Source organism: Achromobacter sp. LC458, from assembly GCF_001005835.2.
Lineage (GTDB): Bacteria > Pseudomonadota > Gammaproteobacteria > Burkholderiales > Burkholderiaceae_B > Achromobacter > Achromobacter spanius_B.
The window spans coordinates 31,749-53,661 of the sequence record NZ_LBHW02000025.1; the positions used below are offsets into that span (position 1 = coordinate 31,749).

Consider the following 21,913-nt stretch of genomic DNA (forward strand, 5'->3'; position numbering starts at 1 on the left):
GTATTGTAATACCGCGACACGCTTGACGCGCAGGGAAATCACCGATAAAGCCTGCGTTATGGGCTCGATATCGCATCAATACGGCCAGGATATGGCGCAAGGGCGCCGGGCCGGCAAACCACCAGGCGGGCAATGACGCGAACGAGAGGGGCACGGTGGCCCGCAGCACAAACCCCATATCGCCGTCAGGCCGCCGCGCCCGATTTGACAAATTCGCGCGCCCGGCGCAAGCTTTGCGTCATGAATTTCCCCGCCGTCCGCATTGCGCTGATTATTACCATCATTCCAAAAATGGTGGGTTAGCGCGCGACCGCAACAGTCACAGCCACCCGCCCCACGAGGCGGGTTTTTTGTGGCCGCCTCTGCCGGGCAAGTCTTCCCCAAAGCAGAGAACCCCCATGCAAACCGCTACCCCCGACACCGCATTCCAGCACGGCAACGCCTCGCCCATGGAATACCTGCGCCAGATTCTGACGGCCCGGGTGTACGACATTGCCCGCGAGACCGAGCTGGACCTGGCGCGCGGCCTGTCTACGCGGCTGAACAATACGGTCTACCTGAAGCGCGAAGACAACCAGCCGGTTTTTTCCTTCAAGGTGCGCGGCGCCTACAACAAGATGCGCAACACGCCGCAGGCCGCGCTGGACCGGGGCGTGATCACCGCGTCCGCCGGCAACCATGCGCAGGGCGTGGCCATTTCGGCGGCGCGACTGGGCGTGCGCGCCATCATCGTGGTGCCGCAAACCGCGCCGCGGGTAAAGGTGGACGCGGTGCGCGCACACGGCGGGCCCACCGTCACGGTGGTGCAGGCCGGCGATTCCTATAGCGACGCCTACGCCCATGCCCAAACGCTGGCGCAGCAACACGACATGACTTTCGTGCCCGCGTTTGACGACCCGTATGTCATCGCCGGGCAGGGCACCGTCGGCATGGAGATCCTGCGCCAGCACGCCGGCCCGCTGCACGCGGTGTTCGTGCCCATCGGCGGCGGCAGCCTGGCGGCCGGCGTGTCCGCCTATGTGAAGGCAGTGGACCCCAGCGTCAAGGTGATCGGCGTGCAGACCGAGGATTCCTGCGCGATGGCGCAGTCCATCAAGGCCGGCGCACGCGTCAACCTGGCTGAAGTCGGCTTGTTTTCCGACGGCACGGCGGTCAAGCTGGTGGGCGAGGAAACCTTCCGCCTGTGCCGCGAATACCTGGACGAAATCATCCTGGTGAATACCGACGCGGTGTGCGCGGCAATCAAGGACGTGTTCCTGGATACGCGCAGCGTGCTCGAGCCTGCGGGGGCGCTGGCGTTGGCGGGGCTGAAGCAATACGTTGAACGCGAAAACGCGCAGGGGCTGTCGATGGTGGCCGTGACGTCAGGCGCGAACATGAACTTCGATCGCATGCGCTTTGTGGCAGACCGTGCCGAAGTCGGCGAGGCGCGCGAAGCGGTGTTCGCCGTGACCGTGCCCGAGGAGCGCGGCAGCTTCCGGCGGTTCTGCCGCGTGTTGGGGCAGCGCAGCGTCACGGAGTTCAACTACCGGATTGCCGACGCGCACACCGCGCACATCTTTGTCAGCATGCAGATCGCGCGGCGTGGCGATGCCGCCGACATCATGGCGGCGCTGCAAGAGCAGGGGTTTTCGGTCAGTGACCTGACGTACAACGAGGTGTCCAAGCAGCACATCCGCTACATGGTGGGCGGCCGTTCGCCGCTGGCGGGTGGAGAGCGGCTGTTCCGCTTCGAGTTCCCCGAGCGCCCCGGCGCGCTGATGAAGTTCCTGTCCGAGATGGCGCCCAACTGGAATATCAGCCTGTTCCACTACCGCAACCAGGGCGCGGATTTCAGCTCGGCGCTGGTCGGCATCCAGGCCCCGCTGGCCGACAGCGCGGCGCTGGACGCCTTTCTGCGGCAACTGGGCTACGCGCATTTCGAGGAAACGGATAACGAGGCGTATCGGCAGTTTCTGATCTGAGGCGGGTAGGGCACGCGGCAGGTGCGAAGCGCTGCGGGCCACCCTTCACGGCAACAGGGTCCGGGCCTTGGCCACGCGGCGGCGTCAGCCCCGTTTGCAGTTCGGCTTGGTCGGCAAGGTCACGCCGGGTTTCAGCTGCAACGTGGCGCGGCCCGCCGTCTGCGTCAATTGCAGCGTGGCCGCGCGCCAGGCGGGCACGTCGTCGAACAGCACGTCGCGCCTGGCCGAGGACGGGTACAGCGGGTCCGGTTGGTTGAATTCCATGGCCGGCAGGGCGGCGCACGTGTCCTTCACATCCAGGCGCGCCAGCTCCTGGCCGGTGGGCAAACGCACCGCGCGAAACGCCAACGGCGTGTCTACAAACTTAACGACCTCCGGCACGATCCGCATGTCGCCCTGTGCGTCCTTGATGCGCGTTGCCGGCTCGACCACCACCACATCGCGGCCGGGCGGAATGGCCAGATAGACCACGTCGCCATCCACATCCAGCAGCTTGCCCGCGCCCAGGTTGATGACCCCGGGGCGCGTGGCTCCTGCGCCCGTTGCACCGGGCGCGGACCCGCCAGGTTTGACCGAGAGTTGCGCAGGCGCGAGCGACGCGTGCCGGATCATCACCGTTTCGGCCCACGCGGTTTCCACGCGCGTCCAGCCCGGCAGGCGCGCTTCTTCAAAGCGCGTGCCACTGGGTTTGTCGCGATCAGGCTGGCGGGACAAGGCCAGCCGGTTCACTCGCAGCGCGCCGTTGACCACCTGCAAGTGCGCCAGTGCCGCATCGGCGCTGGAGCTGGTGAAGTAGGCCAGCACCGCGTCCGTTTCCAACGCCCGCGCGTTGGCCGCGCAGAAGAACGCATTGGCGGCCATGTTGCGGCCGTCGGGGTACAGCAGCTTGCCGACGTCTTTGCCGCACAGCTTGTTGCCCTGGAACGAAATGGTGGTGCTGCGCGTGTTCTGGCGCTGGCCGGTATTCCAGTCCCGCTGGCCGCCGGTGGTGATGTCGACGACAAGGCCATGGTTGTCGTAGATCACGCCGGCGCCGGCCGGCGCGGCAAGCAGGCTGAGAAAAAACGCCATGATGCGGCTTCTCGTCATTCGGCAGGTTCCCTGGGTGGCGTGCATGGTGACGCGTTACCGGGGTGACTATATACCGCCTTCGATCCGGCGCCCGCGCTCCGTGACCCGGGTTTGCCACCTTCAGCCCGGCATCGTCCCGGCCGCTTACGCCGATAGCCAGCTGCCGTCGCCTTCGATCAGCGTGCCGCCGTGGCTGGTGGTATCGCCTTGGCGAGCCACCGGCTGTCCTTCCACTTTGGCCACTGCCGACCCGGTGACGATCACCGCCCCGCAACTGATGCGGTCGCCCACCCGCGCGATGGGCCGGCCATTGACAGCGGCGCTGGACGCCCCGCTGACGATGGTGCCGGGGCCATGGAGGGGGCAGGAATGCGCGTGTCCGACTAGGGCGATGGGAGTCATGAATATTCCAGGTGGAAAGCGATAAAGGGCGCAGTCAAACGGGGTCGCGGGGAGTAACCCGGGGCCGTTTGCGGCGGGTCAATGAAAACTTGGGCCGTGGTGGCGGCGAACCGGGCCGCACAACCCATCGATGCGTGTTTTCCAGCAACGCCGCGCGAACGTCCGGCGGGTAGTCGTCGATGGTGGTCAACGGCGGGGTCGGCTTGCCGGGCAAGCCGGCTTCCCGAATGATCTTTGGCCAACGCGGACGCCAGCACAACATGAGCGACACCCAATGCCCCAGGCCGATAGCCAGCAGGGCCGGAGATATCAATAGCATTCCAAGCCAGGTCAACGGGCCGCTGTGACGCAGGTACGGGCCCAGCGCCTCAAACTGCGCCGCGAAGGCGGGCCAAGGCAAAGGCAGGTGCGAACTCAGGCGCGGCAGGGATACCGCATCCAGACCGCCTTCATCCATGTAGCGGCGGATGTACTCCCATTCGGCTTTCATATCGAATTCGCTGACGCTTTTCTTGCCGACGAAAACCATGTTGGGAAAAGGCAGCGGGGAATAGGGCGGATACCAGCCAACGACAAGGTTCACGCCGGGGACTGCATCGTGATGAATGTCATCCCAGGGCAGTACGGCGATACCGCCGCAACTGGGTGGGCGGTGCAGGTAGACCTGGCGGGTGATGCGGTTGAATCGGATGAGCAGGTGGCGGGACGTAAGGGATTCCAGGCGGGTGAAGCGGAAGAGGTATTTGAAATAGACGTATAGGAAGCTCAATCCGAGCAAAAAATCAAAAGTCGTATATGCGGCGTCCCACGCGTCAAGGCTGCTCCAACCAAAGTGAGTAAGGTCAATATGAACTCCCCGGACAGCGCCAGCCATCGGGAGAAAGAACAAAGCGGAAATGAACGTAACGAAGCCTCGCTTTTCTTCCATGCCGCCGCAGCGCATTTCGAGAATAGTGTTGTCGCAAGCGTAGACGGGGCTTCGAATCTTCGCTTTGGAGAAGCGTTGAGCATGCGCGCGATTTTGCTCTGATCGTGCGGGATCTTCGTAGATAGGAGTCGCCTCATAAGGTTCGTCGCTATGGGCATTGATCCAGGTGTCTGATTTGACGTTACTCAGCCAGATGATCCATTCGGTCAAATACACTACAGCAGCTCCAGCAAGGCGCTATACAGTGCAGAGAGTTCTTCGCTGATTTCGCGGAAAGGTGGGTTGCCGTGATAGTCGTAGCCCCGGTGAAGGCAACGTTTGCACCATTTTTCAAGAGCGTCGTCATCGAAGATGCATATTGCCAAAGTGGCGACCAGTCCGACCAACGCACTGCGTAGCAAGACGTTTCGCATGAACAGCAGGACCGCTGGTCGTCCGAGATAGCTGGAAATAGCAGCCGCAAGACCGAGTGCTCCTTGTACCCCGGTGGCTCTAGCCGCCCGCTCAGCCAAGATTCTGAACATGGGCCCGGCGGCCGCGAAAGCGATACTGGACTGGCTGGCTAGGATGGCAAGTCCCGCTGCAAACCTAGTCGAGTAAGCGCGTGACAGCGTTTGCTTGCGCTCCTGCCTAGCGGCGCGTGCGTCCTTCCAGTCATACCCCATCAACACCACCCCACCCACCGCCGCCAACGCGCCACCGACCAGCTTCAGCTGCCCCAGAAAGACCGTCGCTCCCGTTCCGGTGACGCTGGCGGCGCTGTAATGCTGCAATACCAACTCCGTCCCGGCCGCCAGTATTTCCGTACCCGCAGCACCCGCAAGCAACCCATGGGCGATCAACTCCCCCGCGCCGCGTTCATCGTCCGGCATATCCCGCACCCGCATTGCAATCAACGCCGCTTCAAAGAACAGCAACCAGCTGCTGGCGCGCAGCTTGTAAAAGTCACTGCGATGGGCGTCCACAAGTTCGGTGGCAAATGCGAATCTGGTGTTCCGGCCAATCTGTGCGCGCAACTGCTTGGGATCCGCGCTACGCCCTAGTTTGGTCAGTTCGTCGATACGCAAGTTTGTGGCCCGCTTGCTGACGCTGGCCGCCAGCCAGCTTCGGGTGATGCCATGGAAGGCCCATTCCTTGCCGGTCGAGCCGTAGCGCAGGGATTGGCGGCCCAGGCTGGAATACCAGGCCAGGGCGCCACCCGCCAGGTTCGTTTCGCCTGCGGCTGACAAGGCTTCGAACAATCCGTTCGCCTTGTTGAATAGATCAGCCAGATGTTGAACGGCGACGAACCCGGCCTGAACCTGCTGGATCATTCTGTCGTTAGACAGAATAGGATCACGCGCCTGGGTTTGCGCGTGAAGGCGCGCTGCGTTCAGCGTGCGTTGCAATTCCGCCTGAATCTCTGTTTGGTTCAGCGCAAAGCCGCGCATCGCCAGGTTGGCGCGGTCGGTCGGGTTTCCCGTCCACCATTGTTCGATCAGATCCGCCGTGCTCGCGCACCCGTCCGCGCCCAGCACGCACAAGCCTGTCTGGCCGGCAAAGCGCCAGCCGCTTGTCAGATCCCGGTCGTCGTAGACGTCCAGCGCGCTCAGCAGTTGTTCGCTGGTGAGCCAGCGTTCGTGATCCTTGGCGCGCTTGGCGCCGACGTTTTCGGCGGCCGCCGACACGGCGTCGAACGTCGTTAACTCCACGTCCATGTCTGCCACGCGCACCGCCTGCCTCGGTTTTTCCGGAGACAGATACTTGCTGTCGAACCTGCGCCGGTACTCACCGCTGTCCAGCTTCGCCTGCATCTTGGCGCGCATCGCGTCTTCGAACTGGGTGATGTATTGGTCTGCTTCGTTGTCCCAGCGTTCACGCTCGTCGTCGTTCAAGACCCAGTTGCGGCCCACCGCCATGCCGGGGTCGTAAACCCTGGCGCGCTCGATATCGATGAAATGTTGAGCTTCCAGCGCCGCCGAGCGGGCTTCGAACTGCTGCTTGACGTCGGTAAACGCCTGGGCCACCAAGACCTTGCGCTGGTTCTCGACGCCTTTGCCGTCCTTCTTGTCCAAGTACCGCTGCACGGCTTCATAGGCGTCGTTGCGCCAGCTATTGAGCTGCTGCGTGATCCCGATGGCGTCGTGCAGCACGATGCCAAAGCCGCGAGCACGGCGTGCGCTTTCCTTCAGATCCAGGGCGACGATTTGGCGCGCGTAGCGGTTCTCGGGATCGGAATAAAGCTGGCCTGCCAGGACCGACGCGGTGTCAGGCTGATCTTGCGCGATGGCGTCCGCCAGCGTGTCGTCGATGGTGCTGGGGTCCAGCACGTCCGGCGTACGCGAGCACGACATCAGCAGCTTTCGGATATCGAAGTTCTGTAGTTGATTGCGTAGCGGGCTGAAGCTGGATATCAAGTCCAGCATGCGCTTGGTCAAGGGATCGGGCGTGAACAGGGCGCGAAGTTCTTCAATGTCTTCGGGGGCTTTCAGGCACACGGTCCAGGCACCGGGGCCGCTTTCGGCCGGGCCGTGCAGATCGTGCACACGGGCTGTGGGTTCATGGATCGGCTCAAGAGCGTGGTGCTGGGGCGCATAGGGAAAGACACGCTTGAACAGACCGGTGTCATAGGTGCGATAGGCACTTTCGCAGAACCAGTCCTTCATGTAGCGCTTCGTGAACAGGTACAGATAGCCTCTGCGCATCGTGCGTACGGCATAGCGCGCGTGCTTGCCCTGTAGCGGCGCAAAATTGGCGGCAAGGTGGGACGGTAGCGCAGGCGCCAAGGTATCCAGGCCCGGGCCGGCGTCGGTCACAACGGCATAGCGCAGGGGCAGGATGGCCACTTCGCTCTTGCACGCGACCACGGCGCTGGGGCCCGCGTCGCAGCGCGTCTGATCAGCGATGCGGAGAATTTCCGGCACCAGGGATTCCAGACTGGGTTCGGTCGTCATGGTCGAAGCGGGAACACCCGCTACAGGAAGGCGTAAAACCCACCATGTTCCCTTGCTTGCAGGCGTGTATCTATAGGAGGGTTACGAAATCGTGGCCAATCAGTGCTACGCGGCCCCTTCGGGATTTTTCCAGCCTCCCCATCGCCCGATTCGCTCGATTCGCCCTTGCAACCTACTTGCACCGTTCGCGGCGAGGCCACGTACCCGCCCTAAAAAAAATGCCGCCCTTCATCAAGGACGGCATTTCATGTCAGACGCGCACCGACGCCAGTCACGCTGATGAAGAGGCGCCTCAGTGCAATATCTGGCTCAGGAACAGCTGTGTCCGCTCGTTCCGCGGGTTATCGAAGAACGCATCCGGGTTGTTCTGCTCGATGATTTCCCCGCGGTCCATGAAGATCACGCGGTTGGCGACCTTGCGCGCAAAGCCCATTTCGTGCGTCACGCAGATCATCGTCATGCCGCTTTCCTGGGCCAGCGTCACCATCACGTCCAGCACTTCCTTGACCATTTCGGGGTCCAGCGCCGAGGTGGGCTCGTCGAACAGCATGACCTTCGGGTTCATGCACAAGGATCGCGCAATCGCCACGCGCTGCTGCTGGCCGCCCGACAACTGGCCCGGAAACTTCTTGGCCTGATCGGGAATGCGCACGCGTTCCAGGTACTTCATCGCCGTGGCCTCGGCCTGTGCGCGCGGCTGTTTCAGCACCCACATGGGTCCCAGCGTCAGGTTCTCCAGCACCGTCAGGTGCGGGAACAGGTTGAAGTGCTGGAACACCATGCCCACTTCGCGGCGGATGGTCTCGATGTGCTTGAGGTCGTTGGTCAGCTCGGTGCCGTCAACAATGATCTGCCCTTGCTGGTGTTCTTCCAGCCGGTTGATGCAGCGGATCATGGTGGACTTGCCCGAGCCCGACGGGCCGCACACCACGATGCGTTCACCGGGCGCGACGTCCAGATTGATGTTGCGCAGCACGTGGAATTGGCCGTACCACTTGTTCACGCCCTGCAATCGAATAATGGAATCCGACATGCTTGGTCTCCGTAAGGTTTACCGGGGGCTACGCGGCGCAATCAGCGCGCGTGCCCGGTGGCCAGGCGCTTTTCCAGCGCTTGACTGTATTTGGACATGGAATAGCAAAAGGCGAAGTAGATCAGCGAGATAAAGAGATAAGCCTCTACCCCGAAACCTCGCCACGCCGCGTCGGACAGGGCCGCCTTGGCCGCCAGCGTCAAATCGAAAATGCCAATGATGACCACCAGCGACGTGTCCTTGAACAGGCTGATGAAAATACCGACGAGCGGCGGAATCACGATCTTCAGCGCTTGCGGCAGGATGATCTTGCGCATCTGCTGCCAGTAATTCAGGCCCAGCGAATCGGCGCCTTCATACTGCCCCTTCGGAATGGCCTGCAAGCCGCCGCGCACCGTTTCCGCGATGTAGGCGGCGGCGAACATGATGATGGCGATCTGCGCGCGCAGCAGCTTGTCGATGGTGAAGCCTTCCGGCAGGAACAAGGGCAGCATCACCGACGACATGAACAGCAGGCTGATCAGCGGCACCCCGCGTATCAGTTCGATGTACACGACGCACAGCGCCTTGATGGCGGGCATTTTCGAACGCCGGCCCAGGGCCAGCATCACGCCGATAGGAAAGGCAAACGCAATGCCGAACGTGGCCAGGATCAGCGTCAGCGGCAGGCCGCCCCAACGCGAGTTCTCGACATAGGTCAGGCCGAACACGCCGCCCCACATCAACAGCGCCACGGCCGTCAGGCCGGCCGTCCAGATCAGCGCCAGCTTGCCGTTCCAGAAGCGGCGCATGCCGCTGCACGCGATCACGCCAACCAGGATCAGCGTCGCGATCAGCGGCCGCCATTGCTCGTCGAACGGATAGGTGCCAAACAGAATCAGCCGATGCTTTTCAACGATGAACGCCCAGCAGGCGCCGCCGACGGACGCGCGGCATTCCATGGCATTGGTGGCGGTGAAATTGGCCTTCAAGAAAGCCCATTCCACCAGCGCCGGCAGCGACATCAACAAAAACCAGGCCAGCAGTACCGTGATCAGGATATTCAGCGGCGACGAAAACAGGCGCGACCGTACCCAGGCCCACGCGCCAACCTGGGTGCTGGGCGGGGGCAGGGCGTCGGTGAAGGAATGCGTAGTGCTGCTCATATCAACGCTCCACCAGCGCGATGCGCTTGTTGTACCAATTCATGAATATCGAGATCGACAGGCTGACCGTCAGGTAGGCGCCCATGATGATGAGGATGCCTTCGATGGCCTGGCCGGTCTGGTTCAGCGTGGTGTTCACGACCGACACGATGTCCGGATAGCCGATGGCGACCGCCAGCGAACTGTTCTTGAGCAGGTTCAGGTATTGGCTGGTCATCGGCGGGATGATCACGCGCAAGGCCTGCGGCAGCACCACCAGCCGCAGCACTTTCGCGCGTGGCAGGCCCAGCGAACCGGCCGCTTCCCACTGGCCGTTGTTGACTGCCTGGATGCCCGAGCGCACCACTTCGGCGATGAACGCCGAGGTGTAGACGGTAAGACCCAGGAACAGGGCGACGAATTCCGGCGACAGGGTCAGCCCGCCGACGAAGTTGAAGCCCTTTAACGCCGGCATGTCCAACGTCAGCGATGCACCGCCCGCCAGCCAGCCCACGATGGGCAAGCCGATCAGCAAGCCGATGGCGGCGCGGCCCAGCGGAAACGCGCGCCCGGTGGCTTCCTGGCGCTTGGTGCCCCAGTGGCCCAGGAACAGAATCGCCACGATGGCCAGCGCCAGGCCGCCCAGCACCCAGTCCAGCGACGCGCCTTCCAGCCCGGGCACTTTCAGGCCCCGGTTGGAAATGAACACGCCGGGCAATGGGTTGTGCGCCTGGCGCGGGCCGGGCATGTTTTCGGTGATCAGCGCATACCAGAAGAACAGTTGCAGCAGGAGCGGCACGTTGCGCATCACCTCGACGTACACCGAGGTGATTTTCTTGACGAGCCAGTTCTTCGACAGGCGGCCGACGCCGATGAAAACGCCCAGTATCGTCGCGGCGACCAGCGCCAGCAGGCCCACGCGCAGCGTGTTCAACACGCCCACGAAGATCGCGCGGCCATAGGTGTCGGCCGGGCCGTAGGCGATGACGGATTCGCCAATCGCAAAGCCTGCCTCGCGGTCCAGGAAGCCGAACCCCGTGGCGATGTTGCGCATCGACAGGTTGTGCAGCGTGTTGTGCACCAGGAACCAAACGCCGGCCCCGACCAGCGTCAGGGCCAGCACCTGGTAGACCAGCGCGCGCGTGGCCGGGTCGTTCCAGGAAACCCGGTGCGCGGGCCGCGGCGCCGGGGATAGCGCGGTGTGCTTGGCCACGACTTAGTCCGCCATCAAGACTTTGACGGCCGCTTCCAGGCGGTCCATGCCTTGTTCGATGACTTCGGTGGACGTCGCGAACGAGAACCGCACGTAGGGCGACAAGCCGTACGAGCCGCCGTCGATCACGGCAACGCCGGCTTCGCGCAGGAAGAACAGGCTGACGTCCAGGTCCGTCTTCAGTTCGCCCGCCGGGCCGGTGCGGCCGATCAGGCCTTGCACGTTGGCGTACACGTAGAAGGCGCCGTCGGGCATCGCGCACGAGATGCCGGGAATGGCGTTCAGGCGGCGCACGATCAAGTCGCGGCGCGCCTTGAAGATGTCGACCATCTGCGTCACGCTGGACTGGTCGCCTTCCAGGGCGGCCTGCGCGGCCACTTGCGAGATCGCGCTGGGGCACGAGGTGCTTTGCGACATGACCGTGCTCATGGCCTTGATCAGCTCGGCCGGGCCCGCGCCGTAGCCCACGCGCCAGCCCGTCATGGCGTAGGACTTGGACATGCCGTTGACGATCAGCGTGCGGCCGATCAGTTGCGGCTCGACCTGCACGGGCGAGGCGTGCGCCTGGCCGCTATAGCAGAAGGGTGCGTAGATTTCGTCGCTAAGAATCCAGACGTGCGGATGGCGCACCAGCACGTCGGTCAGCGCGCGCAGCTCGGCGGCGCTGTAGACGGCGCCGCTGGGGTTGCTGGGCGAATTCAGGATCAACCAGCGCGTGCGCGGCGTGATGGCGGCTTCCAGCGTGGCGGCGTCCAGCTTGAACCCTTGCGATTCCGGGCCGGTCACAACCACGGGCTTGCCTTCGTTCAGCAGCACCATGTCGGGGTAAGACACCCAGTACGGCGCGCACACGATCACTTCGTCGCCCGGTTCCAGGCTGGCCGTCAACGCGGCGCCGATGATCTGCTTGGCGCCCGCGCCCACGGTGATCTGGTCCATGCCGTAGGACACGCCCAGGCCTAGTTGCAGGCTGTTGGCGATGGCGCGGCGCAGGCCCACGGTGCCGTTCGGGCTGGTGTAGCGGATGTCGCCGCTGGCGATGGCGTCCTGGCCGGCGCGCGCGATGTGGGCGGGCGTGGGCATGTCGGGCTCGCCCAACGTGAAGTCGGCGATCTCGCGGCCCTGGCGGCGCAGTTCGTCGACGACGATCTTGGCGGCCATGCTGGGCGAGGGTTTGATCTGTTTCAGGCGGGCATTGACGATGCTGTTCATGATTACAACGTAAAAAGGGCAAACCAGGCCGTGCGATGGCCGGGCTTGCGGGTAAAGAGAAAAGCGGCTTAGCACCAGGGCGAAGCCGCGCAAGGGCGGGATGCCGCGACGGCGGGTATTGCCAGAGTGCGGTTGCGCCGTCGCTAAGGCAGAGCAGGTGGCGCTTAACGCACCGGCCAGCCGTACATCAGGCCGCCTTGGGTCCACTGCTTGTTCAGGCCGCGTTCCAGCTTCAGCGGGCTGTCCTTGCCCATGGCGCGGTCATAGCTTTCGCCGTAGTTGCCCACCTGTTTGATGATGTTGTAGGCCCACTTGTCGTCCAGCCCCAGGTTCTTGCCCATGCCCGGCGTCACGCCCAGGATGCGCTGCACGTTCGGGTTGGTGCTCTTGAGCATGTCGTCCACGTTCTTGGACGTGATGCCGTATTCCTCGGCTTCCAGCATCGCGTTCAGCGACCAGCGCACCACGTTGAACCACTGCTCGTCGCCCTGACGAACCATCGGGCCCAAGGGTTCCTTGGACAGATTTTCGGGCAGGATTTCCCAGTCTTCCGGCTTGGCCAGGCGCGTGCGCATGTTGGCGGCGGTGTTGGACTTGTCGTTGGTATAGGCATCGCAACGGCCCGATTCCAGCAGGCGGAAGTTCTCGTCGTAGTTTTCGACCAGCACGGGCTTGAACGTCAGGCCGCGGCTACGGAAGTAGTCGGCCAGGTTCAGTTCGGTGGTGGTGCCGGGCTGCACGCAGATCGTCGCGCCGTCCAGTTCCTTCACGGTTTTCACGTTCATGGACTTCTTGACGATCAGGCCCTGCGCGTCATAGAAGTTCACGCCCACGCCGATCAGGCCCAGCGTGGTGTCGCGAGTCAGCGTCTGCGTGGTGTTGCGCGACAGCATGTCGATTTCGCCGGACTGCAAGGCGGTGAACTTGGCTTGCGCGGTCAGCACATTGCCCTTGACCTTGGATGCGTCGCCGAACATGGCGGCCGCGACGGCGCGGCACATGTCCACGTCCAGCCCCGTCCATTCGCCCTTGCTGTCCAACACCGAGAAGCCGGGGATGCCGGCAAAGCCGCATTGCAAGAAACCCTTTTTCTTGACGGCATCGAACGTCACGCCGGCTTGCGCGCCAGAGGCGGCGCACAGCAAAGTCGCCGCAACGGCGGTGGTCAGAAACTTACGCATGGAGAATGCTCCTGGGGAGGGGGGTCGAAAACGCTTGGAATAAGCGAAAGGGAAAGCGGGGTCCGTCGCGCAGGCGCAGCCGATCGCCGGCCGGGGCCGGGCGGGTAGGGCACGCGAAGGCGCGAAGGAAAGGGAAGCGGGCCCGGAACGGGCGCGGTTGACCGGCTCAGGCGCTCAGGTCAGGGGGTATGCCGATGGATACGCGTCGTGTAGCGCTGGAACGTCGTGCGTAGAGATAGGATCGGACTCATCGGCGGTACTTGTACAACGAGGGTCATAACGAAAGTCATGCTTGGACGGCGCTTGGTCGGGCTTGGGCCGGCAAAACCGGCATGCGCTCAATCCGTCAAGTCATGAGACGTATGATGGCAGCTGTCATACAAGCTAGCAAGTAAGGGGATTCCCGTAATTTCCGTGCCGGGCAGTGACAACGCCGGCACGGTTTCCCCCTGGCGGTCCTGCTTATTGCGCGGGTGCCTGCGACAGCAGCTTGCGGTATCGGGCGATGCTGTCGCCCAGGTGGCGGGCCATGGCGGCGCGCGCGGCGCCCGGGTCGCGGCGCATGATGGCGGTCAGGATGGCTTCGTGTTCGCGCACGTTGCGGGTTTCGTAGGTTTCGAGCTCTTCGGGGGTCTTGCCGCCGTGCTTGATGTTCAAGTCCAGCATGACGTCGCGCACCGCCGCGCGCAGCAGCGCGGGAAAGTGCGGGTTGTTGGACGCCTTGGCAATGGACAGGTGGAACTCGTAGTCGGCCTTGACGGCGGCTTCCATGTCGCGCGTGGCCCGGTTGAACGCGTCGAACGCTTCCACGATGCCGCTCAGGTCAGAGGCGCTGCGGCGCTCGGCCGCCAGGCCACAGGCCTCGACCTCAAGCCCGGCGCGCAACTCCATGATGTGCAGCGCCCAGCGCGGGTCGGTAGCGGGTTCGATGACAAAGTCGATGGGCTTTTCGCGGTCTTCGGTGACGAATACGCCGATGCCGGGCTTGCTGACCAACCGGCCGCTCAGGCGCATCGACGCAACCGCTTCGCGGATGACCGTGCGGCTGACGTTGAATTCATCGCACAGCGCATGTTCCGACGGCAGCTTGTCGCCGGCGCGATAGGTGCGGGCGTCCAGGCGCTTGTTCAGTTCCTGGATGACCACGTCTGTCAGGCGCGAACGCTGGCGGGGCCGGGCGGGAGTTTCCATCGTCTCTCTTATAGGGTGGGGCAGTTGCAGCGGGCGTTAGGCCCGCGTCCGGAGCCGCAAGTGTACGCTTTCCGGGCATCGCGGCCGCTTGTACGAAGGGGCGATCGAGGTGGCGTTGAAGGCCCGGACAAGGCGCGGACCAGGGGCTTTCACGGCGACACTGCAACGGTAAGGTCGTTCAGAACATCAACCTGTATGACAACATACAGGTTGAGTATTCGGCAATGCCTCGTTGCGCGGGATGCGTAAGCAAAAAAAACGCCCTCAAACCAGAGGGCGTTCTTTCTCAGCCGAGCGGCGGGTACGTGGCCGCGTGTTTACTGCGGGCCAAGCTTCTTGATCAGGGCGTTAAGCATTTCCAGCTCTTCGCCGGTCAGGTCAGTCAGCGGCGCGCGCACCGGGCCGGCGTCGTGACCGACCAGCTTGGCGCCGGCCTTGACGATGCTGACGGCGTAGCCGGCCTTGCGGTTGCGGATTTCCAGGTACGGCAGGAAGAAATCATCCAGCAAGCGGTTGGTGGTGTCGGAATCGCCGGCGGCAATGGCGCGGTAGAAATCCATGGCGGTCTTGGGCACGAAGTTGAAGACGGCCGACGAATACACCGGCACGCCCAGCGCGCGGTAGGCGGCGGCATAGACTTCAGCCGTGGGCAGGCCGCCCAGGTACGAAAAGCGGTCGCCCATCTTGCGGCGGATGCGCACCATGGCTTCGATGTCGCCAATGCCGTCTTTGAAGCCGACCAGGTTCGGGCAGCGTTCGGCCAGGCGTTCCAGGCTGTCGGCCGACAGGCGGGACTGGGCGCGGTTGTAGACGATGACGCCGATCTTGATGGACTTGCAGACTTCTTCCACGTGCGCGGCGATGCCGTCTTGCGAGGCTTCGGTCAGGTAGTGGGGCAGCAGCAGGATGCCCTTGGCGCCCTGGCGTTCGGCTTCTTGTGCGTAGGCGATGGCGGTGCGGGTGGGGCCGCCGGCGCCGGCCAGGATCGGCACCTTGCCGGCGCAGGTCTGCACGGCGGTGCGGATGACGTCGGAATATTCCTGGGGCGCCAGGGAGAAGAACTCGCCAGTGCCGCCCGCGGCGAACAGCGCGGTGGCGCCATACGGGGCCAGCCATTCCAGGCGTGCGGCGTAGGTCTTGGCGTTGAAATCGCCGTTCTGGTCAAAGTCCGTCACGGGGAAGGACAGCAAACCTTCCGATACGATTTCTTTGAGTTCCTGGGGAGTCGTCATGCCTGTCATCCAATAAAAAAGGAGGGGGTAGAACCATGGGACGGCCTGGAAAAATCCTTGGCCTGGAGTAGATGTATGTCATCGTACAACATACAACCCGTTCGATGCAATGGCAGCGAAAATCCCATGTCGCCCCTATGAGACACCGACTATAGAGGCACCCCGAATTCGGAATTACCCTAGATTGAAACGCGGTCCGCCAACGAAGTATTCTCCTTTTTCCATAAGTCGTACGACAACGTACAAGACTAAAAGACCCCTAGGAGACAAGCTTGAAGGCATTCCCCCTGCTGCGCCGCACGTTCGCCGCTTTGGCCCTGACCACCCTGGCCGCCGCCTCGGCCCATGCCGCCGACGACTGGCCGCGCGCCAAGCCCATCACCCTGGTGGTGCCATTTGCAGCGGGTGGCACCTCGGACATTCTTGGGCGCCTCATCGCACAGGAACTCGGCGCCAGCCTGAGCCAGACCGTGCTGGTGGAAAACAAGGGCGGCGCGGGCGGTGTGCTGGGCGCCGACGCCGTCGCGCGCGCCAAGCCGGACGGCTACACGCTGCTGCTGGGCACCATCGCCACGCACGCCATCAACCCGTCGTTGTTGCCCGGCATCAACTACAACGCCGCCCGCGATTTTGCGCCGGTGATCTTGCTGGGCAGCATTTCGAACGTGCTGCTCGTCGGCGCAAACCAGCCGTACAAAACCGTGCAGGACGTGGTGGCGGCCGGCAAGGCCAACCCCGACACCATCGCTTTCGGCTCGGCCGGGCAAGGCACGTCGCAGCATCTTTCCGGCGAGGTGTTCAAGCAATTGACCGGGGCGCATCTGACGCATGTGCCGTATCGGGGCAGCGCGCCGGCCATCCAGGATTTGATCGGCGGCCAGATTCCCAGTTCGTTCGAAACCGCGCTGGTTGCCTTGCCTTACGTTCAAAGTGGCAAGGTGCGCGCGCTGGCAGTCACGTCCGCCAAGCGCACCGACGTCATGCCCGACGTGCCGACCATGCAGGAGGCCGGTGTCGCGGGCTTTGACGTCAGTAGCTGGCAGGCCATCTACGCGCCTGCCAACACGCCGCCCGCCGTTGTCGACCGATTGAACCAGACCATTGCGGCCATCATCGCCAAGCCCGAAGTCAACGCCAAGATGAAGGCGCTGGGCCTGGCCTACACGCCGAATACGCCCGCGCAATTCACGGCGTTCCAGACCGGTGAGCAGGCCAAATGGGCCAAGATCATCGCGGACGGCAAGCTGCGGGTTCAGTAAGGCAATCCAGCGGCAAAGCGGTGGCGCGGGGCGTAGTCGCGGCCCGCGTTTCGCCGCGCGGGCAGGGTGGACGGTTTCAGCACCGTTCCACATGTTGAGACGCGTTCAAAACAGGTATAGTCCAGCGCTTAAGGCCGTTAGCCACGACCGCGCCTCGTTCATGTTCTGGGGCCGCCGCGTCGTCGGGCAGCGGCACTCGCCCCTACCTTGAACCGCCACCGCTACCATGCCGAAATCGTCGTCGCAGCCTGCCAACCGTTCTGCCTTTCCTCGGACTTTGTTGGTCGGATTCCTGACGGCCGCGCTAGCCACTTTGGTGATCGCCTTCGTCAATGTGCGGTCTACCGACAGCCGCACCGAAGCCGTCAAGGCAATGGACCGCAGCACGGAAACGTTGCGCCAGCTCAGCCTGTTCAATTCGGCCGTCAAGGATGCCGAGATCGGCCAGCGCGGGTACCTGCTCACGGGCGAACTGCCTTACCTGCAACCGTATTTGCGCGCGCTGCCGCTGATTGAACAGCGGCTGGCCATCATCAAGGCCGCCACGTCCGACGACCCTTCGCAGCGCCGCATCGTCAACGACATCGAAGGCATCACCCGCCAGAAGCTCGAAGAGCTGCGCGAAACCATCGACATGCAAAAGGCCGGCAACGCGGAAGGCGCCATGGCCATGGTGCGCACCGACGCGGGCAAGGACGCGATGGACCGGCTGCGCGAGCTGGTCAGCGACCTTTATGCGCGGCAGATGGAAGAGCTGGCCGCTGGGCGCGACGCCTGGGCGTCGGCGGCCATCACGTCGGCCTATTACTCGTGGGGCGGCTCGATCCTGTTGCTGGCGCTGATTGCGCTGTCGGCCGGCATGACCGTGCGTGAATACCAGGCCAAGGCGAGGCAGTCATGGGTTACCACCGGTTTGTCGGGTCTCAGCATGCGTTTGCAGGGCGACTTGCGCCTGGATGAAATCGGCAAGCGTTCGCTGGATTATCTGGCCGAGTACCTGGGCGCCGAGGTGGGCGCGGGCTACGTGGTGGATCGCGCCACCGGCGAACTTGAACTGTTCGGCGGGTTCGCCTTGCCCCCCGAGCGACTGGCACGCAAAATCTTGCCGGCTGAAGGGCTGACCGGCCAGGCCGTCACGTCGCGCCGCCTGCTGCATGTGCGCGACGTGCCGGCGAGCCATCTGGAATTGGCGTCCGCCGTGGGCCGTTCCAACCCGGCCGAACTGGTGCTGGCGCCGGCCATGATGAACGGCCGCGTCTACGCCGTAATCGAACTGGGCTTCAACCATCCGGTGGGTGAAGTGGAACGCGGCCTGCTGGAAGGCGCCTCGGAAATGCTGGCCTCGGCCATCCGCTCCGGCCAGGACCGTACCCGCCTGGAAGCGCTGCTGGAAGAAACCCAGCGTCAGGCCGAAGAGTTGCAAACCCAGCAGGAAGAACTGCGCGTCAGCAACGAAGAGCTTGAGCAGCAAAGCCGCATCCTGCAGGAATCGCAGGCGCGCATGGAATTGCAGCAGACCGAGCTTGAGCAGACCAATACCAACCTGGAAGCGCAAGCCGAACAACTGCTGCGGGTGCAGGGCGCGCTGACCGAGAAGGCCCGCCAACTGACGCAGGCCAGCCAGTTCAAGAGCGAGTTCCTGGCCAACATGAGCCACGAGCTGCGCACGCCGCTTAATTCCACGCTGATCCTGGCCAAACTGCTGTCGGACAACAAGCCCGGCAACCTCAGTACCGAACAGGTCAAGTACGCGCAAACCATCTACGCCGCCGGCAGCGACCTGCTGACGCTGATCAACGACATCCTGGACCTGGCCAAGATCGAGGCCGGGCAAGCCACGATGGAAGTCGAGCAGGTGACCATCGCCTCGACCCTGCAACGCCTGCTGGAACCCCTGCGGCCGATGGCGCTGGAAAAGGGCCTGGCGCTGGAATTGGATATCGACTCCGCCGTCCCGCCGGCTATGCACACCGACCCCAAGCGCCTGGGCCAGGTGCTGAAGAACCTGTTGTCGAACGCGCTGAAATTCACCGAGCGCGGCACGGTGGCGCTGCGCGTTTCGCGCGCGGGCCGCGACCGTCTGCTTTTTGCGGTGCACGACACCGGCATCGGCGTGCCGGCCGAGCAGCAAGAGCTGATCTTCGAAGCGTTCCGGCAGGCAGACGGCAGCACGCATCGCAAGTACGGCGGCACGGGGCTGGGGCTGTCGATCTCGCGCGATCTGGCCGAACTGCTGGGCGGCAAGCTGACCGTGGCCAGCACACCGGGGCAGGGCAGCGTTTTCACGCTGGAAGTGCCGGTGCGCCTGGAAAACGCGCCGCCGCCCGCGCATACGCGTAGCAGCGTGGCGCCGTTTCCCCGCATCGCCAAGCCGGTGTATGCCGCGGTCGAAACGCGGCAGTCGCCGGCGGCCGCCAAGGTGCCCGATACCCCCGCGCCCGCCGGCGACAGCGACAGCGCCCAGCCGGAACGCAGCATTCTCGTCATCGAGGACGACGAGCGCTTTGCCGGCATTCTTGCCGACCTGGCCCGCGAAATGGGCTTTGGCTGCCTGACGGCGCACACCGCCACCGACGGCCTGGAGCTTGCGACGCAAAAGCGCCCCAACGCCATCGTGCTGGACGTGAACTTGCCTGATTTTTCGGGGCTAGGCGTCCTGGATCAACTGAAACGCAACCCGCAAACGCGCCACATCCCCGTGCACGTGGTGTCGGTAGCGGACTACGCGCAGGAAGCCATGGGCCGGGGCGCCGTCGGCTACGCCCTCAAGCCCGTCAAGCGCGAAGAGCTGGTGGAAGCCTTGCGGCGCCTGGAAGCCAAGTTCACCCAACACGTGCGACGCGTGCTGGTGGTGGAAGACGACGACCGCCAACGCGAAAGCGTGCGCCAGCTGCTGGCGCGTAACGATGTCGAAATCGTGCCCGCCGCCACTGCTGCCGCGGCGCTGGAACTGCTGCGCGGCACCACGTTCGATTGCGTGGTGATGGACTTGAACCTGCCCGACATCAGCGGCTATGAATTGCTAGAGCAGATGGCCGAGCAGGAAAGCGTGTCGTTTCCGCCGGTCATCGTGTACACGGGCCGCGCGCTGTCGCGCGATGAAGAGCAGCACCTGCGCCGTTTCTCGAAGTCCATCATCATCAAGGACGCGCGTTCGCCCGAACGCCTGCTGGACGAAGTGACGCTGTTCCTGCACCAGGTTGAAGCCGAACTGCCGCCCGAGCATCGCCAGATGCTGGAGCTGGCCCGCAGCCGCGATTCCACGCTGGAAGGCCGTACGGTGCTGGTGGTGGAAGACGACGTGCGCAACGTGTTCGCGCTGTCCAGCATTCTTGAACCCACCGGCCTGCGCGTGGAAATTGCGCGCAACGGCCGCGAGGCGCTGGATGCGCTGGAGCGCGCCGGTTCGGACGGCATGGCCGCGATCGACCTGGTTTTGATGGACATCATGATGCCGGAGATGGATGGCTACACGGCGATGCGTCACATCCGCAACCGGCCGGAATGGCGGCGCCTGCCGATCATTGCGCTGACCGCCAAGGCCATGAAGGACGACCAGGAGAAATGCCTGGCGGCCGGCGCCAACGACTACATCGCCAAGCCCCTTGATGTTGAACGCTTGCTGTCCCTGGTGCGCGTCTGGATGCGCAGCTAACGCCGCGTCCGCGCTTTTTTACGCTGAACACCACCATGCCTGCCTCTGCCAAAGCGCGTATTGCCGACATCGAGCAGCGTCTGCTGCTTGATGCCATCTACCACCACTACCACTACGATTTTCGGGAGTACGCGCAGGCGTCCCTGAAGCGGCGGCTGCAAACCGCGCTAACCCAGTTCGGCTGCAAGACGCTATCGCAGTTGCAAGACCGCGTGCTGCACGAACCGGCGGTATTCACCGCGCTGTTGCAGTTCCTGACCGTGCAGGTCAGCGACATGTTTCGCGACCCCGGCTACTTTCAGGCGCTGCGCACCGAGGTCATTCCCATCCTGCGCACCTACCCGTCGATCAAAGTGTGGGTGGCCGGATGCAGCGCCGGCGAAGAGGTCTATTCGCTGGCCATCCTGTTGGCCGAAGAGGGCTTGCTGGACCGAGCGCTGATCTACGCCACCGACATCAACCCGCATGCGCTGCGCGCCGCCGAGCAAGGCGTGTTCGACCTGGACCGCGTAGCCGCGTTTTCCAGCAACCACGCGCGCTCGGGCGGGTTGAGCTCGCTGTCTGACTACTACACGGCTCGATACGGACGGGTGGTGTTCGACAAGCGGCTGCGCGAACACATGGTATTTTCCGATCACAGCCTGGCCACCGACAGCGTGTTCGCCGAAGTGCACTTGATATCGTGCCGCAACGTGCTTATCTACTTCGAGCGCGACTTGCAAAACCGCGCGCTGGGCTTGTTCCATGACGCACTGGTGCACCGCGGCTTTCTTGGCCTGGGCTCGCGCGAATCCCTGCGGTTCACGGGGCAGGCCGACAACTTTGACGACTTTGTGCTTGAAGAACGCATCTACCGCAAAAAGGCGGGGCTGTGAGCTCGGGCGCGCCGACCCTTCCGGCAAGCGCGGCGGCAAGCGCGGCGACAAGGACGCCGTCGGGCCCGTGGGACGCCATCGTCATCGGCGGCTCGTCGGGCGCGCTTGACGCGCTGAACGTGCTGATTCCCGCCTTGCCGGCGCGCCTGTGCGCGGCCGTGATCATCGTGCTGCATTTGCCGCGTGACCGACGCAGCCTGCTGGTGGATATTTTTCGTGAACGCTGCGCCTTGCCCGTGCTGGAGGCGGAAGATCAGCTTCGGATACAGCCGGGTCATCTGTACTTCGCGCCGCCGGATTACCACCTGTTGGTGGACCAGGGGCCGCGATTGGCGTTGTCGGTCGGCGCGCCCGTGTATTTTTCACGGCCGTCGATTGACGTCTTGTTTGATTCGGCTGCCGACTGCTATGGCGACCGGCTGATGGGCATCCTGCTGTCCGGCGCGAACGAGGACGGCGCGCAAGGCCTGGCTGCCATTCATGCCGCCGGCGGTCGCACCGTGGTGCAGTCGCCGTCGTCCGCCTCAATGCCCACCATGCCGCAAGCGGCGTTGGCCCGGCACGCGGTTGATGACCAACTGGCCCCCGACGAGATCGCCGCGATGCTTGCCCGCTTGCCGACGCAGCCCGTGCTGTAACC

16 protein-coding genes are annotated in these 21,913 nt (G+C 63.8%); 5 read left to right on the forward strand and 11 right to left on the reverse strand.

Annotated elements, in window-relative coordinates; genetic code table 11:
* Nucleotides 1–398: 398 nt before the first annotated feature.
* On the forward strand, nt 399–1,964 hold the full coding sequence (ilvA, locus tag YH64_RS19825) for a threonine ammonia-lyase, biosynthetic (RefSeq protein ID WP_082134651.1): 1,566 nt from the start codon (nt 399–401) through the stop codon (nt 1,962–1,964).
* 84 nt (nt 1,965–2,048) lie between these two features.
* On the opposite strand, the gene YH64_RS19830 is transcribed toward ilvA, so the two are convergent.
* The 11 genes from YH64_RS19830 to kdgD all read right to left on the reverse strand — a co-directional run bounded on the left by YH64_RS19830 (nt 2,049) and on the right by kdgD (nt 15,484).
* Nucleotides 2,049–3,035 carry a hypothetical protein gene (locus tag YH64_RS19830; protein ID WP_255444581.1) on the reverse strand — a complete coding sequence of 329 codons (987 nt, stop codon included), beginning with the start codon at nt 3,033–3,035 and terminating at the stop codon, nt 2,049–2,051.
* Nucleotides 3,036–3,179: 144 nt separating this feature from the next.
* A complete protein-coding gene (locus YH64_RS19835) occupies nt 3,180–3,437 on the reverse strand; it encodes a PAAR domain-containing protein (RefSeq protein WP_046807295.1) in 258 nt (85 codons plus the stop codon).
* Between the two features lie 34 nt (nt 3,438–3,471).
* Complete coding sequence (locus YH64_RS19840; protein WP_143215451.1) at nt 3,472–4,581, reverse strand: DUF4175 domain-containing protein; 1,110 nt, start codon at nt 4,579–4,581, stop codon at nt 3,472–3,474.
* Complete coding sequence (locus tag YH64_RS19845) at nt 4,581–7,298, reverse strand: T6SS effector BTH_I2691 family protein (RefSeq protein ID WP_370512765.1); 2,718 nt, start codon at nt 7,296–7,298, stop codon at nt 4,581–4,583. The genes YH64_RS19840 and YH64_RS19845 overlap by 1 nt, the downstream gene beginning before the upstream one ends.
* A gap of 292 nt (nt 7,299–7,590) precedes the next feature.
* Nucleotides 7,591–8,331: an amino acid ABC transporter ATP-binding protein gene (locus YH64_RS19850; protein ID WP_046807050.1), complete on the reverse strand. Its 741-nt coding sequence runs from the start codon at nt 8,329–8,331 to the stop codon at nt 7,591–7,593.
* 41 nt (nt 8,332–8,372) lie between these two features.
* Nucleotides 8,373–9,476, reverse strand: coding sequence for an amino acid ABC transporter permease (locus YH64_RS19855; RefSeq protein WP_046807051.1), 1,104 nt, complete (start codon nt 9,474–9,476; stop codon nt 8,373–8,375).
* Between the two features lies 1 nt (nt 9,477).
* A complete protein-coding gene (locus YH64_RS19860; protein ID WP_046807052.1) occupies nt 9,478–10,668 on the reverse strand; it encodes an amino acid ABC transporter permease in 1,191 nt (396 codons plus the stop codon).
* A gap of 3 nt (nt 10,669–10,671) precedes the next feature.
* Nucleotides 10,672–11,880: an aminotransferase class I/II-fold pyridoxal phosphate-dependent enzyme gene (locus YH64_RS19865; RefSeq protein ID WP_046807053.1), complete on the reverse strand. Its 1,209-nt coding sequence runs from the start codon at nt 11,878–11,880 to the stop codon at nt 10,672–10,674.
* Between the two features lie 164 nt (nt 11,881–12,044).
* The gene (locus YH64_RS19870; protein ID WP_046807054.1) at nt 12,045–13,061 is read right to left on the reverse strand and encodes an amino acid ABC transporter substrate-binding protein; all 1,017 of its coding nucleotides are present in this window, start codon (nt 13,059–13,061) and stop codon (nt 12,045–12,047) included.
* A gap of 462 nt (nt 13,062–13,523) precedes the next feature.
* Nucleotides 13,524–14,252: a FadR/GntR family transcriptional regulator gene (locus YH64_RS19875; protein WP_046807055.1), complete on the reverse strand. Its 729-nt coding sequence runs from the start codon at nt 14,250–14,252 to the stop codon at nt 13,524–13,526.
* Between the two features lie 317 nt (nt 14,253–14,569).
* Nucleotides 14,570–15,484 carry a 5-dehydro-4-deoxyglucarate dehydratase gene (kdgD, locus tag YH64_RS19880; protein WP_046807056.1) on the reverse strand — a complete coding sequence of 305 codons (915 nt, stop codon included), beginning with the start codon at nt 15,482–15,484 and terminating at the stop codon, nt 14,570–14,572.
* A gap of 272 nt (nt 15,485–15,756) precedes the next feature.
* Here kdgD and YH64_RS19885 point away from each other — a divergent pair, with 272 nt between their 5' ends.
* The 4 genes from YH64_RS19885 (at nt 15,757) to YH64_RS19900 (ending at nt 21,911) form a co-directional block, all read left to right on the forward strand.
* The gene (locus YH64_RS19885) at nt 15,757–16,743 is read left to right on the forward strand and encodes a tripartite tricarboxylate transporter substrate binding protein (protein WP_082134632.1); all 987 of its coding nucleotides are present in this window, start codon (nt 15,757–15,759) and stop codon (nt 16,741–16,743) included.
* 226 nt (nt 16,744–16,969) lie between these two features.
* Nucleotides 16,970–20,398 carry a response regulator gene (locus YH64_RS19890; protein WP_046807057.1) on the forward strand — a complete coding sequence of 1,143 codons (3,429 nt, stop codon included), beginning with the start codon at nt 16,970–16,972 and terminating at the stop codon, nt 20,396–20,398.
* Nucleotides 20,399–20,433: 35 nt separating this feature from the next.
* Nucleotides 20,434–21,273, forward strand: coding sequence for a protein-glutamate O-methyltransferase CheR (locus YH64_RS19895; RefSeq protein WP_046807058.1), 840 nt, complete (start codon nt 20,434–20,436; stop codon nt 21,271–21,273).
* Entirely contained in the window at nt 21,270–21,911 is a 642-nt protein-coding gene (locus YH64_RS19900) for a chemotaxis protein CheB (RefSeq protein WP_046807059.1), read from the forward strand. Before YH64_RS19895 ends, YH64_RS19900 begins: the two co-directional genes overlap by 4 nt.
* Nucleotides 21,912–21,913: the final 2 nt, after the last annotated feature.

Bases quoted from the DNA above. Each gene is read 5' to 3' on its own strand.
- YH64_RS19875 (WP_046807055.1), bottom strand. From the start codon at position 14,252: ATGGAAACTCCCGCCCGGCCCCGCCAGCGTTCGCGCCTGACAGACGTG.
- YH64_RS19830 (WP_255444581.1), bottom strand. From the start codon at position 3,035: ATGGCGTTTTTTCTCAGCCTGCTTGCCGCGCCGGCCGGCGCCGGCGTG.
- YH64_RS19870 (WP_046807054.1), bottom strand. From the start codon at position 13,061: ATGCGTAAGTTTCTGACCACCGCCGTTGCGGCGACTTTGCTGTGCGCC.
- YH64_RS19855 (WP_046807051.1), bottom strand. From the start codon at position 9,476: ATGAGCAGCACTACGCATTCCTTCACCGACGCCCTGCCCCCGCCCAGC.
- YH64_RS19850 (WP_046807050.1), bottom strand. From the start codon at position 8,331: ATGTCGGATTCCATTATTCGATTGCAGGGCGTGAACAAGTGGTACGGC.
- YH64_RS19895 (WP_046807058.1), top strand. From the start codon at position 20,434: ATGCCTGCCTCTGCCAAAGCGCGTATTGCCGACATCGAGCAGCGTCTG.
- YH64_RS19835 (WP_046807295.1), bottom strand. From the start codon at position 3,437: ATGACTCCCATCGCCCTAGTCGGACACGCGCATTCCTGCCCCCTCCAT.
- YH64_RS19865 (WP_046807053.1), bottom strand. From the start codon at position 11,880: ATGAACAGCATCGTCAATGCCCGCCTGAAACAGATCAAACCCTCGCCC.
- kdgD (WP_046807056.1), bottom strand. From the start codon at position 15,484: ATGACGACTCCCCAGGAACTCAAAGAAATCGTATCGGAAGGTTTGCTG.
- YH64_RS19845 (WP_370512765.1), bottom strand. From the start codon at position 7,298: ATGACGACCGAACCCAGTCTGGAATCCCTGGTGCCGGAAATTCTCCGC.
- ilvA (WP_082134651.1), top strand. From the start codon at position 399: ATGCAAACCGCTACCCCCGACACCGCATTCCAGCACGGCAACGCCTCG.
- YH64_RS19890 (WP_046807057.1), top strand. From the start codon at position 16,970: ATGCCGAAATCGTCGTCGCAGCCTGCCAACCGTTCTGCCTTTCCTCGG.